Source organism: Vibrio sp. 10N.261.52.C2 (assembly GCF_041471425.1).
Lineage (GTDB): Bacteria > Pseudomonadota > Gammaproteobacteria > Enterobacterales > Vibrionaceae > Vibrio > Vibrio crassostreae_C.
Window position 1 is genome coordinate 17,263 of record NZ_JBFROH010000041.1, and the last position, 16,262, is coordinate 33,524.

Annotated in this window: 18 protein-coding genes and 2 pseudogenes; 7 read left to right on the plus strand and 13 right to left on the minus strand. The window is 43.7% G+C overall.

Translation table 11 applies throughout. The features are described 5' to 3' along the window. From AB4307_RS16115 to AB4307_RS16165, 11 genes are all read right to left on the minus strand, one after another. On the minus strand, positions 1–393 hold a 393-nt coding region (locus AB4307_RS16115), incomplete at its 3' end, for a hypothetical protein (protein WP_372132516.1). 186 nt (positions 394–579) lie between these two features. Next, on the minus strand, positions 580–957 hold the full coding sequence (locus AB4307_RS16120) for a hypothetical protein (RefSeq protein ID WP_372132519.1): 378 nt from the start codon (positions 955–957) through the stop codon (positions 580–582). Positions 958–1,206: 249 nt separating this feature from the next. Beyond that, positions 1,207–2,376 carry an MFS transporter gene (locus AB4307_RS16125; RefSeq protein ID WP_372132522.1) on the minus strand — a complete coding sequence of 390 codons (1,170 nt, stop codon included), beginning with the start codon at positions 2,374–2,376 and terminating at the stop codon, positions 1,207–1,209. Positions 2,377–2,504: 128 nt separating this feature from the next. Beyond that, a complete protein-coding gene (locus tag AB4307_RS16130) occupies positions 2,505–3,413 on the minus strand; it encodes a LysR family transcriptional regulator (protein ID WP_102333226.1) in 909 nt (302 codons plus the stop codon). 200 nt (positions 3,414–3,613) lie between these two features. After that, positions 3,614–3,793 carry a hypothetical protein gene (locus tag AB4307_RS16135; RefSeq protein WP_017059095.1) on the minus strand — a complete coding sequence of 60 codons (180 nt, stop codon included), beginning with the start codon at positions 3,791–3,793 and terminating at the stop codon, positions 3,614–3,616. Between the two features lie 63 nt (positions 3,794–3,856). Next, a complete protein-coding gene (locus tag AB4307_RS16140) occupies positions 3,857–4,582 on the minus strand; it encodes a metallophosphoesterase family protein (RefSeq protein WP_029235480.1) in 726 nt (241 codons plus the stop codon). 79 nt (positions 4,583–4,661) lie between these two features. Next, entirely contained in the window at positions 4,662–5,156 is a 495-nt protein-coding gene (locus AB4307_RS16145) for a YcxB family protein (protein ID WP_065676948.1), read from the minus strand. A gap of 466 nt (positions 5,157–5,622) precedes the next feature. Continuing rightward, positions 5,623–7,617, minus strand: coding sequence for a choice-of-anchor X domain-containing protein (locus AB4307_RS16150; protein WP_372132525.1), 1,995 nt, complete (start codon positions 7,615–7,617; stop codon positions 5,623–5,625). A gap of 12 nt (positions 7,618–7,629) precedes the next feature. Beyond that, entirely contained in the window at positions 7,630–9,147 is a 1,518-nt protein-coding gene (locus tag AB4307_RS16155) for an esterase/lipase family protein (protein ID WP_372132528.1), read from the minus strand. Between the two features lie 489 nt (positions 9,148–9,636). Next, positions 9,637–10,734: a nickel/cobalt transporter gene (locus AB4307_RS16160; RefSeq protein WP_017067870.1), complete on the minus strand. Its 1,098-nt coding sequence runs from the start codon at positions 10,732–10,734 to the stop codon at positions 9,637–9,639. A 94-nt stretch (positions 10,735–10,828) separates the two neighbouring features. Beyond that, positions 10,829–11,551, minus strand: a complete 723-nt coding sequence (locus AB4307_RS16165; RefSeq protein WP_029235926.1) for a DUF1007 family protein — start codon at positions 11,549–11,551, stop codon at positions 10,829–10,831. Positions 11,552–12,026: 475 nt separating this feature from the next. Between AB4307_RS16165 and AB4307_RS16170 the strand changes: the two genes are divergently transcribed. After that, positions 12,027–12,473 carry a NifB/NifX family molybdenum-iron cluster-binding protein gene (locus AB4307_RS16170; RefSeq protein ID WP_017059102.1) on the plus strand — a complete coding sequence of 149 codons (447 nt, stop codon included), beginning with the start codon at positions 12,027–12,029 and terminating at the stop codon, positions 12,471–12,473. Continuing rightward, positions 12,470–12,667, plus strand: a complete 198-nt coding sequence (gene nqrM, locus AB4307_RS16175) for a (Na+)-NQR maturation NqrM (RefSeq protein WP_017059103.1) — start codon at positions 12,470–12,472, stop codon at positions 12,665–12,667. Before AB4307_RS16170 ends, nqrM begins: the two co-directional genes overlap by 4 nt. 63 nt (positions 12,668–12,730) lie before the next feature. On the opposite strand, the gene AB4307_RS16180 is transcribed toward nqrM, so the two are convergent. Further along, positions 12,731–13,009 carry a DUF134 domain-containing protein gene (locus AB4307_RS16180; protein WP_029235478.1) on the minus strand — a complete coding sequence of 93 codons (279 nt, stop codon included), beginning with the start codon at positions 13,007–13,009 and terminating at the stop codon, positions 12,731–12,733. Between the two features lie 34 nt (positions 13,010–13,043). Here AB4307_RS16180 and AB4307_RS16185 point away from each other — a divergent pair, with 34 nt between their 5' ends. Together AB4307_RS16185 and AB4307_RS16190 are read left to right on the plus strand one after the other, a co-directional pair. Continuing rightward, positions 13,044–13,493: a PaaI family thioesterase gene (locus AB4307_RS16185; RefSeq protein WP_017059105.1), complete on the plus strand. Its 450-nt coding sequence runs from the start codon at positions 13,044–13,046 to the stop codon at positions 13,491–13,493. Positions 13,494–13,527: 34 nt separating this feature from the next. After that, positions 13,528–13,656: pseudogene (locus tag AB4307_RS16190) on the plus strand (ABC transporter substrate-binding protein); the annotation flags it as partial. A 43-nt stretch (positions 13,657–13,699) separates the two neighbouring features. On the opposite strand, the gene AB4307_RS16195 reads toward AB4307_RS16190, so the two are convergent. After that, positions 13,700–13,903, minus strand: a complete 204-nt coding sequence (locus AB4307_RS16195) for a hypothetical protein (RefSeq protein ID WP_004734817.1) — start codon at positions 13,901–13,903, stop codon at positions 13,700–13,702. 358 nt (positions 13,904–14,261) lie between these two features. Between AB4307_RS16195 and pnuC the strand changes: the two genes are divergently transcribed. From pnuC to AB4307_RS16210, 3 genes and pseudogenes are all read left to right on the plus strand, one after another. Next, positions 14,262–14,996: a nicotinamide riboside transporter PnuC gene (pnuC, locus tag AB4307_RS16200; protein WP_004734818.1), complete on the plus strand. Its 735-nt coding sequence runs from the start codon at positions 14,262–14,264 to the stop codon at positions 14,994–14,996. An 8-nt stretch (positions 14,997–15,004) separates the two neighbouring features. Next, a complete protein-coding gene (locus AB4307_RS16205) occupies positions 15,005–15,733 on the plus strand; it encodes a nucleoside phosphorylase (RefSeq protein WP_372132532.1) in 729 nt (242 codons plus the stop codon). A gap of 125 nt (positions 15,734–15,858) precedes the next feature. Beyond that, positions 15,859–16,251: pseudogene (locus tag AB4307_RS16210) on the plus strand (Crp/Fnr family transcriptional regulator); the annotation flags it as partial. Between the last annotated feature and the right edge of the window lie 11 nt (positions 16,252–16,262).

A 16,262-nucleotide genomic window follows, 5' to 3' on the forward strand; every position in this document is an offset into this window, starting at 1 on the left:
CCTCGAGCCTCGAGCCTCGATCCTAGAAGTTACAGAAGTTACAGAAGGCGCAATTAGGGCGCTATAAAGGAAGAAGCTAATGCCAAGGGAGCTAATGATGATTGATATTACGAGAAAAGATCGACTCGCTCCGCGTAACACGGTTATACCGACGAGTAACAAACCAAAAGCCGTTGCGTATGCACCATTGGAAAGAAAAACAATGGATTCTGAAGATTGAGTAACGCCGAACGAAAGCGGGGTAACACTGGCTCCTAACAGCAAAGCAGCATAAGCAATATAATTTACCCCTAACGTGGTGCCTGCGAGTATATATTTATGCGTTAACAACATAGCACTCGCAACCGTAGCTGCTAACAAAGAGGTATATATAGCTAAGGTGTGTACATCCATGAAATCACCAACAACGTAAAAATGAACTCTCTCAATTCAGTACTGCGCAATTTGTATTATGAATGTTTAGTAGTTAATCATTATTAAACTATATGCTGATGCAGATCGATTTTTGCTCAGGTGCATTTGTAAGCGTAGGGCAAGGTGCGAGTTATTCAGGAGCCTAACCTTAGCTTTGTTATACCTTTATTTTAAATTCTCTAAGCCCGATGTATCGACGCCTTTTAAGGTGTCTTTTGCTACTTCATCTAAATCCGTCGTTGTCGATTTTTGAGGATAACTAGCAGCGGCACCTTTACCGATCGCTGTTGCTTCTGCTTGTAGCTTTTTCCCCTCAGACTCACCCGCGATCCAGCCTTGCTTGTAGTCACTGTCTGGTTCAAAACGCTTTCCATCTTTTATGTAGTTTTCGAAGCTATTGCCGCTTTCTTGCATGCCGCTATGCCTACCGTCATGAAAACCTTGTATGTAAGAGGTGTTGTGACCACTCTCAATCAAAGCACTATCACTTGTTCCGCATCCGGACAAAAGAAAAACCAATAAGATTAAAAACAGTTTATTCATACTCAAAGCCTCGGAACTCAGTCGTCTAAATGATAAGAATAGACCAAGATCATCTCGCAAAGGCATAACAGCGCTCTAGGCGGGAAAGCTTGTTTGAGAATCATGATATTCAAAACTTGAGAGAGTAGAGTTACTACTGCCTTATTAGATCTAGAACGATAGCAAATCACTGGGTGGTAATTTGCTATCAATTACAGAGTGAATATCCGTTGTGCATATTGGTAAGTTCAAGAATTAAGACGAGGTGACTTATTGCTTATTTGAACGGTTAACGATAAAACTCAATATCACGACTGCAATACTAAAGCCCACAACACCAATCCAACCCGCACGTTCAAATACCTGAATTCCCACAAATGAACCAAACGCACCACTGAGATAGTAGCCAAGCATATAGATTCCGTTGATACGACTTTGAGCTTGTGGGTCAATTGAGAATACGCGTACTTGGTTCGATACTTGAGCGCTAAATACCCCAAGGTCGATGAGAATGATACCGACGATCAATCCAGCCAATGTGTCAGCGAAAAGCCCCGATATAATAAAACCAGCAGTAATAATAACTAACGCCATACTGATCATGTTTCGAGAGCCAAACTTGCTCACCAGTGACCCTGAAACTTTTGCTCCAATGACTCCAGCAAGAGCAATAACACCAAACATTCCTGCCTGTTGTGCATTGTAGTTAAACGGAGATTCACTGACATGCAGAGCTAACGTCGCCCACAGCGCATTGAACGAAGCAAACCAAAGCGCGCCAGTTAAAGCGGAAGTACGCAGCGTCGCATGCTGCTTGATTAACGTGGCCATGCTCGCAACCAGTTTAAGGTAAGGTATTTTCGTTGTCGGCGTGTTCGTCGGTAAAAAGGCATACAGCAACACACCAAAGACCATCGCAATAATTGCTGACATCATAAATACCGCGCGCCACCCAAACTGCTCACCGATGAACCCACTGAGTGTACGCGAAAGCAAGATGCCCACAGTTAGGCCTGTCATTAATGTGCCAATGACTTTTCCTTTCGTTTCTGGAGTACTTAGTGACGCTGCAAATGGAATCAGCTGCTGAGTGATGTTGGCACTCAAACCAATCGCAAAACACGCAACAACCAGAGCCACTAAGCTAGATGCAGTAAACGCGACAAAAGATGACAACACCAACATGACAGACAAGATCGCTATTAGGCGTCTGCGGGGTAACGTGTCTCCTAAGGGCGATAAGAATAGCAATGCCACGGCATAACCAATCTGACCGGCAGCTGGCACTGCGCCTAGCTGTTCGCTTGTTAACCCTAGCTCTGCGCCGATCTTAGGTAAGATGGGTTGGTTATAATAAAGGTTTGCAGCAGTTGCCGAGACTGCGCTCGACATCAGTAATAAACGTCCTGTGCTCAACACTTCTGTAGTCAATTTTGACATGGTGACACCTTAACTTTGGTTCATCGTTTTAATGAATGATTTCGATGAGCTAAGTCTAAGGTTAGCGATTGAATAACAAAAATAACCATTTGATTTAAATTCTATACGAATCTGGTATAGATAACTTTCTAAGCCATGTTTTGTTGAATCGCCTCTATTTCACTCTGTACGACAGCAACAAAGACACTGGCTGTAGGGGATAGAGTATGCGAATGGTGTGTCATCACTAATGGCATTTGTACGTCCACAGATTCAAGATTAACAAATACACATCCCTCACTGCGTAAATCACGAATTGCATGCGGTGCGATAGATACACCTAAGCCAGAAGAGACTTGGGTTAACACGGTTTGCATGTTGTTGGGTTGTTTTTTTATATTTGGAGAGAATCCAGATAGGTCACATTGAGTAATGATGGAGTCAAATAATCCTACCGCTTGTTCACGTTCAAATAAGATGAAAGGGTCTTGCTGCAGTTGTTTCATTTGAATGGTGGAGTATTTAGCCAACTCGTGGGTGACGGGCAAAACAGCAACAAGCTTATCTGTATAAATCGTCACCGAGGTGTAATCATCAACAAGCAGGTTCGGCAGTGGGCGAGAGAAGCTAATATCGATCTCTCTTTTGTCCAGAGCTTCGATCTGTTCAGAAGCCGTCATCTCAACAAGATCAACATCAATATTGGGGTTTTCAGCAATATACTGTCGAACTAAACGAGGCAGAAAGCTTAGAGTTGCGCCTCCAAGATAACCAATAGTTAAAGTACCAATACAACCAGAAGAAGCTCGAATCGCGGACTGTTTGGCTTGTTCCGTTTGTTCGATGAGTCTAATCGCATCTTTAAGTAAGTGCTGCCCTGCGGCGCTAATGACGACTTCTCGAGATGTACGAAAAAATAGGCTCACTCCAAGTTCATGTTCAAGGCTTGTGATATGGCGGCTAATGGCAGGTTGAACGGTATTCAACTCTTTTGCGGCTTTTGAAAAACTGCAATGCGTCGCGACAGCTACAAAGCTTTTTAGTACTTTGATTTCCATATAGCCTCAATATAAACCTAGGTGATAAAAAAGCGCTAACTTGCGCCTATATTGCTTTTATTATCAATCACAAAGACCTTGCTAGCAAACCTTAGGGTAATAACGTTTGCAAGGCTCTGGTCACTTGTGAGAGTGGGGCGATAATCCTACGTATTCAGCTTTCAAGCTTTCTGTTTTCTAGATAATTCTTTTTCAAACTTTTAGTTTTCGAGCTCTTCGTTTTCGAGATTGCGCCGAACTAAATCGTGCATTTGTTTTACAGTCATCAGTGCTAACCAGGTAATTTCTTCTACTGAACGTTGACCCGTTGTGGAAGTTGGGTTGTGGGCTTCAATCACAGATTGATAAATTGAATCGCCGCAAGCCTCTTCTATTGGCATAGCTCTATATAGTTTGGTTTATTTGAAAGCTAATCTATGAGGTTTAAGACAGTAAGATAGGGTTCAAAAATAGACAGCTTGGTAGTTGATGGAATCAGTACAGAACGAGATTCGACTTAATCCTATCTTCTCGCTGCGATTGTATTCATTGATCGAGTGGTCAAAGCCATAGGCTGTCGACGGGGCCATATATTGAGTTATGCCTTGCTGTGTCGCTGTTATTTCATCATGGCCATGACCGCAGAACACGTCACGAACGCGATATTTTCGAAGCACTTTCATCACATCAGTATCGTTCTCTAGGCGGATCGCTTTCATCCAATCTGCACCGACTGGAATGACAGGGTGGTGAACAACCACGATAGGATCATTGGCCTTTCTCAATTGTTGTTTTAGCTGAGCCATGCCGCGGTTATCAATACGCCCTGAACCAAGTGGGTGGCGGCTGTCTAGCGGCTTGAAGCTTGAGTCTAGGAACACAAACTCTCGTTCACCGATGGTGGCTTTGTCGGTGACATAAATCGTCGAGCCTTTTAGCTCTGTGCGCATTAAGCGAGAGTCATCATGATTACCCGCAATCACGTAAATGGATTGGTCGCTAATGTGTTGCCTAATGAATGCCTCTAATCGAACGTAGTCGCCAGACTTTGGGTTACAACAAATATCACCAGTCAGAAAGATGGTCTTGCATGCCGTGTCTTTGTTGACGTATTCCAGTGCTCTGCGCAGGTTCTCATAGCTGGATTCATCGGAAAGGTGGCAATCACTGATTTGGTACACGGTATTCATTGTTATTGTCCGGTAATTCGATACGTAGAATTAAAAGTGATAGAAAAATGCCTGCTAAATCAGCAGGCATTTATTGGTGTTATTTCGCTTTTGATGCGGCGTGGTGTTCAATCATGAAGGCAATAGCTTCATTGCTTAAACAAGATTTACTCACATATTGGCGCTGTTTACCGATATGCAGTATAAAACCAAGATCGGTCTGCTCAAGTTGGTCGATGTCACTCCACGCGATGGTGTTGGTCGCTTTGTGGTTTTTGTAACTTACTCCGTTAGCGTCACCTTGAAAGACAATTTTGCTGCCTGCGCCTGAGCTGATTTTTTGTCGCCATAACCACCAGGTTCTTTTGCAGTACACACTGAATGCTTCAATCACACTCAAAACAATAAAGAACCAGCCAACATAGCCGTTAGGTAATAGTTCAAACTCCAGCAGAACCACACCAAAAATAAGAAACAGTATTCCTTTTAAGTAGGCTTTTGGAAATTGAGTCGGAAGGCTAGTTTGATCATAACACTCCGCGAAAAACGTCTTGTCGAGTTTGTATTCTGTAGTGAAACCGGGTTCTTTAGACATGTGAGGCTACTTTATGGTTCTCTGTGAATGGGCTGTCAGTGGGCAGGTGTCCCACGCTGCAATTTTGCAACTTGATTATTGTATCGCTTCTCACTGTTTTTATTTAGATATTTTGGCTCTGTTTTGTAAATCGATGATACTTAACGGGTCTATTCTAACTTTAGCTATCAGACTAGTGTAGGGGCATCTTTAAAGTCACCTAAAAATTGGTGATGGGATGGATAGATCTGTGGAGTCACCCGGTTGTTGGGACTACTGGCCTTTTTGGATAAAACTTCGATCTCATTTTGTTGGTTGATGGAGTCTATAGTGATTAGCGTGCTTTATCACTACTGTTGAGGGGCTGGCATAGTCTGCTCTAACAGAATAAACATATGAAGCTTGCAAAGTTCATCACTGTTCACTCTGAGAGGCCATGCCCAAAGCGATACCTTGGGCATGGCCTTATTCTATTTCAGTTTTAGGATCAGTACTCGATGAATAATGACACCTGCTTAACGTTAATGAAGAAACTTCTTTCATAGGGAGAAGAGGTAAGAGCAATATCTAGTTTGTTCAACTCAGACACTCTCTTCTCATTTAATGCTTCTAATAGTTTAGAGTTGGTAAACCTAAGCGTTTGACCTGCTTCTACGTTGTTGAATGTAGTGAGTGGATTACTCCATGCTGCACATATTGTAAAAGACTCACAGAACGTGTCGTAATCCAGTGTGTTTGGAGACCAAGTTTGATTAACGATATGCGCAGTCACATTGTTGAATGGAAATTGAAGGGTTGAATCTCCGAAGTCAACAATAAGCGTAGCCTGTTTGATTTTCCCTCGAACCTCACTTAAGTCAAAACTCGCTAGTGTTTCGTAGTCGTATGGGATTGAAGCCCCCGCTCTCAAGTAACCACCGACACGATGTTGCGTGACTTGTGTTGCCGGGGTTGCTTGCCAGTTTTCTCTTTCCAAACCGAATAGGTTAGAGGGGAGGGTCACATTCACTGGCGGACTGAAATCAGAGGCTTGGTATGGTGGAGTTTGACCGAGAACTCCTTGTCGATAGGAGTCAACGCCACTGTAGATTAGCAGTGCGTTCAGTTCATAAGGACCATCGGCTTGCTTAAACGTGTCACCAGGAACGGTAAACTTGATGGTGTTTTCGCCAGCCTCAAGCGGTTCTTGGAAACTCACTAGCTCTAAATACTCTCCGGCTGCACCAACGATATTTACCGAACCTGTGTAAGTTCCACTGCGCGTAACATGGATAGGAAACTCAAAACTCAGCGAATCAATGTAGGTTCCATCTTGCGACATAGTCGGTGTGGTGACTAAACTCCCCGTGACTTCAATCGGTTCGCGGCAACGCTCAAAAGATGCTAAATCAATAAATTCTTCAAACTGAATTCGAGGGGCTGAAATTCGTATGTCATCTTGAGTGATTGCGTAGATGATCGTCGGGTTGGAGGTCAAAGTAGACGCTGAATCAAACGCGCCAAAAATATCTTCAGTTGAGTACTGTAGAGTGACGATTTGCTTCGCAGGTTTGAGTTGCAGACGTTTGCTTGTGTTCAGCTCGTCAATTCCATCGGTGAGGTAACCATGAATGGCAAAATCCCCCGCGGATTTAACATCAAGTTCCAAGCGCTGCTCTAAGGCAATAACACAGCCTTCAGAGGAAAACAGTGGAGCGAGTGAGAGGCTGACAAATTCAATGTCAGAGGGTAGTACGTGGATTTTTTTACTTGTCTGGCGAGTGATAGTTGTTCCATATTCTTCAAAAGACGTTATGCCTTCAATTAGATAATCCCCTTCAGCGGGTGGAACGAAAATATTGCTGTAGACACCATCTTTAGCAATAGCATCGAAATTGACACCCTCATCTTTAAGCGTCAGGCGTGTTTTTATTCCAGCTTCATCAATGATCACTGCGCTGGTTTGGGCACCTGTGATTGGATTCCCTTTGTTTGTCAGTAATGCAGAAACGGGAACTGGTTCACCGACCACAAATTGGTTTGCAGCTATCGCCATGCCAAACGCAATAGGGGATTGGATCGCAACATGAGCAATAATTACTGTGTTGTAACTTGGGTTTGGAAAATCAACGACGATCTTCCATTCGCCAGGTTCAGGGTTAGTTACTTCAGGCAAAAATAAATAGCTGCCCGGTAGCGGCGGACTTTGTGTGTCACCTGAAAGTATGTTCGCTTGCACATCATTGGATGATGTTGCGACTTGCCCGTTAGGCTTGACTAAATATACGGTTGCATCATCCAACGGCACGATGATTTCTGCTTTTAGGGCTTCCGCTTTGTCGATGGTAAATAGCATTGTGACTTCGTTATCGTTACTAGTCACTGGTTGAGATAGTGTCGTGCTTGTACTCATCCCAACGGGTATTGCATTACTGGCGATAGCCGGTGTGATGAAGGTACAGAAAAGACTGAACACCATCACTAATTGCTTGATGAATTTCATTGTGGCCACTCCTTAGCGCATTGAAATAATTTGTTGTAGAAAACGTTCAACGTTTTGTCCCGTTTTCATTGTTGAGTGGTTAGCCAATACGTTACCCAATGCATTGGTATAACTTGGGTTAGCGCTTGCCAAGGTCACAACAACATCATTTTCTTGCGGTACTGTTTGAATGGCTTGGTAACTGACTATGGTGATTGGATGAGCTTGTGGTCCATGCACACTTGGCATTGTGACCGGTTGAGTTTGAGTATCGAGGTAGGCCGCAGAACTAAAGCTTCTTAGCGCCTGCCAAGCGTTAACGCCTGCCCAACGCGATCCCCATGGGAATAGGCCAACGATATCAGGATCTTTCTCAATAACACCGTCTTGGTTGAGATCGGCATTTGCCCCAATAGAAAATGTATTTGCAATATTGCCGCGAGTACGCATTTGGATCGCGTTTGATGCTGTATCCGTTGTTAGATCACGGATACCAGGCATTTTAGGACCCGCAAACGGAATATTTGGGAGTTGCATGTACTTGCCAGCGTAATTATTTGGATCGGTACTGACGTTACTGTAGATATCGGCGTAGTGGTCCATTTTTATCACCGACAAATCTGCTGCGACGCTACCAAGGTGAGGTGTGGAGAAAGTAGAAAGGGAGGTTATCTCAAAGGAAGGGCTAAGTGCTTTGAGGTTTTGGGTATCTAGCCCGCCTTTACTGTGTGCAATGACGTGAACTTTGTCGGATTTCAACTCATCGAGAAAACCCTGAATTTTGTTGTTCAAGATATTAGCGTTAGTCGCTGTGGTTCCATTTTTGTCAGCAGAGAAACGAGTATAACGAATGCCATAGTCATCAAGTGTAGAAAGCACGCCTGGAGCCGTATCATCATCCCAAGTGTCTGATTGTGCAGCAATGCCATGAGCAAGAATCACAGGAATGGCAACATCAAACTCGATTGAGACCCAATCGACAGACATACACCAGTTGTCTCCCGTATTGCCAGTATCAATATCGACGCGAATCTCATTGTTTTGGCCGAACTTGATATCACTGATATCGACTTGAAGGTTAGTATCCGTCCAGCGGTTATCAGAGCCTTGCAGCGTACCTAAAGACTTTCCGTTAAAAGATACGACATCTATTTCTAGAGCAATATTACTGACGTTGGCATTGGAGTCTATGTCGAAGACCGGCATGCTAATCCTTGCGTTAGAACCGAGAACGCCTTTTTGCTGCATATCGCCCAGTTTACTTGGGGCAATTCTCCCGTCACTTTGTAAAACGTTGGGGCTGACAACCATAGGAACAGGTAAAGAGATAAGTAGAGGTCCGCCAGAAGCATAGGTACAACCGGTATCCAGACCAGGACCAGAATTGACAACATAAACGCCGAGTACTTCTTGCGGTGGGGCTATCCCAGAGCTTTGTGAACGCATCGAGAAATTACGCAATTCGTGTGAATCAGGTATATCTTCGGCACTCGCGAAACTCGGAGAAAGTAACAAAACACTGAGCGTGGTGCTCGGAATGTATAGTTTCATTTGTTTACCTTTGAGTATAGGTTATCCAAGAATTTGGTTGAAGAAAGCTCTATCTGTAGTTGTAAGGTAAAGGCTTGGAGTTTGATGTGAAATTTATTGGGTATAATTTCGGCTTGTTACTCAATTGATAAAACTGCTGCTCTATTTTTTTTCAAAATAGGAAGAGTGCGATCGTAGTTTCTGGATTGCGGAAGTTATGTCCTTATTTTCAAAAGGAGGGGGATAGTGCTCTAATATTGTTAGAACAATCTAAGTTAGTTTATGAAAGAGTAGCTAAGAATAGGAAAATCAAAGTTGGATGTAGGTTTGTTACAGAACTACATAGAGCGCGCTGTTCTGAATGGCTGACTACTAACCTAACTGGCTGTGCAAAGTTAGGTTAGTAGAAATTATGTGGCTGTTAATTCAGATTTGAGAGATAAGGGCTAGTGTTTTTTAGTAAAAATGGTAAAGGTCGCAATAAACTGAGGTTTGTTATTACATCGTTCGCTACATAGTGAAAACAGGCGACATACCGCTGTCTTGTCCACTCATTAGCAACAAGCCAATTAAGACAAGTAAAACACCACCGAATAGCTGTAAATAATGACCTGCGGCTTTTAGTGAAGCACTGTTATTCTTGTTACCTGCTGCCAAATAGCGTTTTACCAAGTTCTTGCCTGTTAGTGTCATTATAGCAATCGTCGAGGTTGTGAAAGCAGTACCAATCGCCATGGCAAAAGCACTGACAACACCCATCCAATATAGGCCAACCATGTTTGCGAAAAGCAGTACCATGATGGCTCCGGTGCACGGTCTTACGCCAATCGTCACTATAATTCCAGCATATTCTCGGAGCGTTGAGGCTTTGTTGATTGCGTCTGCATCGGCTACATGCTGGTGGCCGCACCCACAGTCGGCATGAGAATGATCTGCATGAGTGTTAGCTGCGGCTTGCATTGTGCTAGTAGCGTCGATTATCGGAGAAGGGGCTGATATTGATGAACGAAGTGCCATTGGCGAACGCGCTGAAATTGTCGCAGCTGTGTCTGTTGCGAGTGTAGTGATGGCTTTCACTTTCAGCTTAGGCTTACGCATAGCGGTGTAGATGTTTTTCAAAGCCTTCCAACATATAAGCGCGCCGACGACCGCGACTAAGGCAAAGCTTAATGAAACAAACATATTCGCTTTGTCATTCACTACTCGCATGGAAGCACTAAAGCCCCACAGCAACACGCTTACTAGTAAGATTGCGACCAATGCTTGTAAAAAAGCGGAGACGACCGTAAGCACTAAACTCGCCTTGGCTTTGGTTGGGTGAGTCGCTAAGTAAGTCGACACGATAACTTTGCCGTGCCCAGGCCCCAAAGAATGAAGCATGCCATAGATAAAGCTGAACCCGATAAGGTAACTGCCTGCGCCCCAAGGGTTGGATTTAGCTTCATAGAGCAGGTCTGCAAGTTCTGAATTGACTTCTCTTTGCCATTGAATGCTAGAGATAACTAACGATGGCCACATGGACCACAGTTGATACGCACCAATAGCAATAAGCACGAACGCGCCAGCACCAATGAGGTAGTGATTGATTTTGGATTGATTTTTCTTCATTTAACAAGAACCTATATCTGAAATCTTTCTGTTAATTAGTTGCCATGCTTAATCAGCTAGACGCTGACTTAAAGGCTGAAACGAATCACTGCGACTAAGAAGCGGGAACCGCCGCACAATGAAGCTCAACCGATTGTGTAAACAGTTGGCCTAGCGTGTTATCTGGATCTGCATCGACAGGTAAAGACATTGCATAACTCATTTGCTCTGGCGTCGGGTTAGGCTCGATTAATTCTAAATGGCATTGTCTTGCTAGTTCAGGTGACAATGTCACGTCGCTGTTGGATAGCCACGACATGTCGACAAAGTAACTAGGGTCAAAAATCAATACGCGAAGCGAGTTTCGTGTCACAGGCTTAGGTTTAGAAAGTGGTAGGTCAAATGTTAGAACCATCTTGGCTTTATCACGCTCAAACTTTGCGTTCTCAACCACCTGATATTTGATGGGCTCTTCACCATCATAAAAGTACGTGAAGTAGTGCTCGTACATCATGTTTTCGATTACAGACGCAGCGAGCTTTTTGAATGTTTCAGTTTCTGTATCGGCAGAGACGTCTTCTCCATCCAACATGTACATCGAGGTCATTGCATCAAAAGACCACTCCATAGAGAGACCGGTGATCATGCCATTCTCTCCCTCAATATGAGTTTTCATCTCTATCCAAGAGTGAGGGTGGGCATATAGATTTGGCGCAAAACACAATAATGCTAGGCCAACAGTCAAGCCCTTGAGAGAGCGAAAGCATGTCGAGAAACGGCTTACATAGCGTGTGGAGAGGCGATTGATGACATCGATTAGAATAAATGGCTGTTTCATGAGAAATGATGGTAATTTAGTGTGATGTTATATTATAACAACCCGATGCGTTGTTCACTTCAAATTATAAGCTTGTTTACATTGAAGCCGACTGCAATTCTTGATTTTCAATCCAACCTATTTTTCCTATAAACATCTTTGATTGGTCCCTAATTCGACATTATTCAGACTAGTGTGTGACGTTGAATAGTCGATTAAGCTCTCGGTTGTGCGAGGCCTTTTTGTAATGGGTTTGAGCTTGGCTCTTGATAACAGGCATTAACAACGCAAAAAATACCCCCAGTAAAAATACTACCCCCTAGTATATATGGTTATTTGAAAGGTAACTGAGATAGGCTGAAGATGACGGTAAGTTTGGGTGCTTGTGATCTTAGTTATCGATCCAGTAAATCTTATTTTTCACATGATAGTTATTGGCATATGCCAGTAATGGGGCGTATGCTGAACTCCTGATCATCAATAACAGGAAGTTACTATGTTATACGCAGTACCTTGTCGCGACCTTCATGTTGGCAACCACTTTGCTCGTTCCCCACAGATCGCGATTGTCGATGAACAACGACAGATAAAACAGATTGTTCCTTTGATTGACTCCGACACCTCTTGCAATAAAAAGAAGCAATGGATTTCGGTTCTCCGTTCTTACGATGTGAAATCTGTGGTGGTTCGTTATATTGGTAAGAAGATGCTGGCGCACTTGTTCAATAACGATATTCGAGTCTTGGCATCGACAGGTAAGGCAGAAATCGGGGCTTTGGATTTCGACAATCTACGGGAAGTGACCGATCTCGATTATGGTCGCGAGCCGAGAAATAGTGGGTGTGGCAATAAAACGTGCGGCGAAAACGGGCACAAAAAACAAGCTTCGATTCTAATGGTACAGCCTAATCAGCTAGGTGCTATTCGAGGGTTCCGACAATGACCTTTTTGTTGACGCTATTGGGGTTTGTCGGAGTCGTTACATTGATGGCGATAGGCGTGATTTTTTCGCGCAAGCCAATCAAAGGCAGCTGTGGAGGATTGGCGCAGTTAGATATTGAGCGTGAATGCAATTGCAAGGATGTGTGTGAAGGGCAAAGCAAAAAGCTGTATCAGATTACTGAGCCATCAAGCTAAGTATCGAAGTAAGCATCAGAGTTCTCGCTCACTGAGTTAAATAACTTCTGGCTAACACGTTAATTAACTACTTTGAATCACCAACGCGTGACCATTGACGATGCACTTGGCGACTTTAGCTCGTGCACGCTTGATAATGTTGCCGAACGTTTGGCGAGACACCTGCATTTGTTCAGCGGCTTCAAGCTGGCTCAGGCCTTCTTGATCAGCCAAGCGCAAGGCTTCGAGCTCTTCCAATAGCAATTCTTCTTTATGAAGCTCGTCCATAGGAACACCATTGGGCTTAAAACAAGAGTAAGCCGTACGGGTACACAACTGGCGATGTTTTTTTGGTCGAGCCATATCAATCTCTAGCAATCTATGGGTAAAGGTAAGTATGAAGGTTTTCTTTCCACACAATCATCGGCGTTGCCAAGTGTGCAGCCAAGGTTTTTTCAACGACAGCGCCATTTGTTTTGAAGCTATTGGCGAGCATGACACTTTAACTAAGCATGAGGCAGTAGCTAAATATAAAACCAGAGCCAAGATTGTACCAACAGATAAAGCTGAGGGCTACGATGGCATCATGCAAGGTGGCATTGTCACTACATTGCATGACAGCGCGATGTTGCATTGTCTATTTCAGAATGATATCAAGGCGATGACGGTGAGTTTAACCTCTCGTTTTCATCATCCGATTTTGATTGGTCAAGAACTGGAAGTTCGTGCCCAATGGGTGAAAAGTAGACGTAATATCTACTTCCTAGAAAGCCAAATTACTCAGTGCGGAAAGTTATGTTCGTCGGCACAAAGTCAGTTTATGTCAGTTTCTAGCTATCAAACTTAAGCTTGGTATAGCGGTGTTGTTTTATCAGTTATAAAAGTCCAACTACGGTTTCATAATCACTGAAAATAACGTGTACGAAGAAGAGATTAACCGCGCCCTGTTGAAGATTCGTGAGTCACGAAAGTGGCGTAAAATCTTGGTCGATTATTTTGCAGATAAGTAACCGAGTTTAACTGCTGACTATCAGGCATTTCTAATGCCTATCCTTAGAGTTGTTCTGAACCAGAGGCTTTGTTCTTTTTGAAATATTTGAACGCTGTCCAAACGACATAAGCCGCAACGCCCACAATCAATGCAGAGCGAAGGAGAATGGGCGCATCATGTTCAAGCTGGCCAACATGCGGCACAATACTGGCAAATAATCGACTGGTAAAAAACAGCCCCATTACTAACATAACAATCTTATTCATGTGACCTGCCATTCAATTGAGTACGTTGCACAGAATGAGTTATGTTGGCGATTACACGGCCAAAAACGATTCTGCTCGAAATAAAAGCATGCGCTTCTCAAGAGCGCCCGTCAACGCGATATCAGCTTAAAGCCAGTAAGCTAAAGTTTCGTTTTTGGAAGTGATTTGTTCTGCTGTTGGAGTTTCGAGTTCAAGACTGTTGTGAGGTCGATGACACCTTTCTGTGAATTTGATTTTCCGGAATTATTATTCTGATTTATGATCGCATGCAATCTAGGGGGGACAAATGTCCTCCTCTTTGTTTCTATCGGCGCAATAAGATAGGTGCTACAAAAATCAAATAATAAAGGACACCCCGATGGATCTATTCGCCCTACTTGATATCAATAATACCTTAGTCAATATCCCAATAGGGGATGGCTACGCGATGAGCTGGATTGAAGCATTCGGCACCGTATTTGGGTTGCTGTGTATTTGGTTTGCAAGCCAAGAAAAAACCATTAATTACCTGTTCGGGTTACTGAATGTCACCTTATTTGCGGTTATCTTTTTCCAAATTCAGTTATACGGACTGTTACTGCTTCAACTCTTTTTCTTCTGCGCCAACATTTACGGCTGGTACGCATGGACACGCCCTAATGAGCAAGGTGAAACGCTAGAAGTTCGCTGGTTGAGCCAAAATAAGCTGGTGGCAACGGCTGCAGCCTGTGCGATTTCGATTGCACTGCTCACAATGTATATCGACCCATTCTTCTTTGCGTTGGCAAACATCGCGGTTGATAGCTTGAATCTATTTGGTGCTGATTTAACGGAACCAGTACTTGAACCTGATGCGTTCCCATTCTGGGATGCCACGATGACCATTCTATCTATTGTTGCTCAAGTTCTTATGACACGTAAGTATGTTGAAAACTGGATACTGTGGATTGTGATTAACATTATCAGTGTTGGTATTTATGCGACGCAGGGTGTGTACGCAATGTCTGTTCAATACGCAATCTTAATGTTTATTGCGGCAAACGGTACTCGTGAGTGGGCACGCACAGCTAAACGAAACAGTGATAAATCGTTGACTCAAGCAACGGCGTCTTAGGAGTGAAGATGGCAAAGCAACCTCATATTGGCGTTGATGAAACGCAAATTGCTCCGTTAGTCATTGTTTGTGGTGAGCCTGATAGAGCGAATCGAATCGCGAGCTTGCTTGAAGATGCCGAGATGGTTTCTGAGAACCGAGAGTATCGAATCTTCACTGGAACTTATCAAGGGAAAGCGATATCAGTTTGCAGCACTGGTATTGGCGCACCTTCAATGATCATTGCGGTAGAAGAACTTAAGTTTTGTGGTGTGACTCATATCGTCAGAGTAGGGTCTGCAGGTGCGATGCAGTCACATATCGGGCTTGGTGAGCTAATTATTGCAGAGGGCGCGGTTCGCGATGAGGGTGGTTCTACCGCTTACGTTAAGCCGTCGTATCCCGCCTATGCAAGCTTCTCTCTGCTTAAAGAGCTAGACAACTTCTTGCAGCAGCAAACAACACCTTACTATTTGGGCACGGTACGCTCACACGACAGTTTTTATACCGATGACGAGCAGGCGCTTTGTCAGTACTGGAATGGCAAAGGCATTTTAGGTGCAGACATGGAAACATCCGCGCTGTTTACCGTGGGACGCTTGAGAGGGCTTAATGTAGCTTCTATCTTGAACAATGTTGTCTTGTACGAACAAGAAGTAAAGGAGGGCGTTGGGCAATATGTCGATGAGGCAGAGGCAATGATGCAAGGAGAGCGGCTAGCATCATTAGCGGCACTGGAAGCATTAATTACTCAATAAGAGCCTGAATAAATGCAAGGCGAAAGCGATGGGAGACCGTCGCTTTTTTATTGGGTTCTCTCCTGTGGTTTAAGTGGTTACAATCGTTTGAATATAAACAGCAGTAATGCAATGAGAGAGTAAGTATGAAGATTGCACCATACTCAAGCGGACGCTTTAAAAATTACTTAGAACAAAAAAGCTCTGAATTTAGAGATCTCATCTACCAACACCAAGTTAACTCTCGTTACTTCAATCAAAACGATGAAATCCTACGTCAAGGTGAGCAGCTTCAGTATCTTTATGTAGTGCCCGCAGGGAGAGTCTCTATGAGTATTTCTGCAGCTAATGGGCGACGCTTTCAATTGGGTGAGGTGAATTGCGATTACCATATCTTCGGTGAGATGGAGTTTTTCACGCAGACCCCTTGTCAGTGGAACGTAGTGGCTGATGAACACATGCAAGTTGATGTTATTTGTATCCAGAAACTATCAGAAGCGCTACATGAAAATCCGGAGATGATGTTCTTTTTCGTAAGCGTGTCATGAAC

Bases quoted from the DNA above. Each gene is read 5' to 3' on its own strand.
- AB4307_RS16120 (WP_372132519.1), bottom strand. From the start codon at position 957: ATGAATAAACTGTTTTTAATCTTATTGGTTTTTCTTTTGTCCGGATGC.
- AB4307_RS16125 (WP_372132522.1), bottom strand. From the start codon at position 2,376: ATGTCAAAATTGACTACAGAAGTGTTGAGCACAGGACGTTTATTACTG.
- AB4307_RS16130 (WP_102333226.1), bottom strand. From the start codon at position 3,413: ATGGAAATCAAAGTACTAAAAAGCTTTGTAGCTGTCGCGACGCATTGC.
- AB4307_RS16135 (WP_017059095.1), bottom strand. From the start codon at position 3,793: ATGCCAATAGAAGAGGCTTGCGGCGATTCAATTTATCAATCTGTGATT.
- AB4307_RS16140 (WP_029235480.1), bottom strand. From the start codon at position 4,582: ATGAATACCGTGTACCAAATCAGTGATTGCCACCTTTCCGATGAATCC.
- AB4307_RS16145 (WP_065676948.1), bottom strand. From the start codon at position 5,156: ATGTCTAAAGAACCCGGTTTCACTACAGAATACAAACTCGACAAGACG.
- AB4307_RS16150 (WP_372132525.1), bottom strand. From the start codon at position 7,617: ATGAAATTCATCAAGCAATTAGTGATGGTGTTCAGTCTTTTCTGTACC.
- AB4307_RS16155 (WP_372132528.1), bottom strand. From the start codon at position 9,147: ATGAAACTATACATTCCGAGCACCACGCTCAGTGTTTTGTTACTTTCT.
- AB4307_RS16160 (WP_017067870.1), bottom strand. From the start codon at position 10,734: ATGAAGAAAAATCAATCCAAAATCAATCACTACCTCATTGGTGCTGGC.
- AB4307_RS16165 (WP_029235926.1), bottom strand. From the start codon at position 11,551: ATGAAACAGCCATTTATTCTAATCGATGTCATCAATCGCCTCTCCACA.
- AB4307_RS16170 (WP_017059102.1), top strand. From the start codon at position 12,027: ATGTTATACGCAGTACCTTGTCGCGACCTTCATGTTGGCAACCACTTT.
- nqrM (WP_017059103.1), top strand. From the start codon at position 12,470: ATGACCTTTTTGTTGACGCTATTGGGGTTTGTCGGAGTCGTTACATTG.
- AB4307_RS16180 (WP_029235478.1), bottom strand. From the start codon at position 13,009: ATGGCTCGACCAAAAAAACATCGCCAGTTGTGTACCCGTACGGCTTAC.
- AB4307_RS16185 (WP_017059105.1), top strand. From the start codon at position 13,044: ATGAAGGTTTTCTTTCCACACAATCATCGGCGTTGCCAAGTGTGCAGC.
- AB4307_RS16195 (WP_004734817.1), bottom strand. From the start codon at position 13,903: ATGAATAAGATTGTTATGTTAGTAATGGGGCTGTTTTTTACCAGTCGA.
- pnuC (WP_004734818.1), top strand. From the start codon at position 14,262: ATGGATCTATTCGCCCTACTTGATATCAATAATACCTTAGTCAATATC.
- AB4307_RS16205 (WP_372132532.1), top strand. From the start codon at position 15,005: ATGGCAAAGCAACCTCATATTGGCGTTGATGAAACGCAAATTGCTCCG.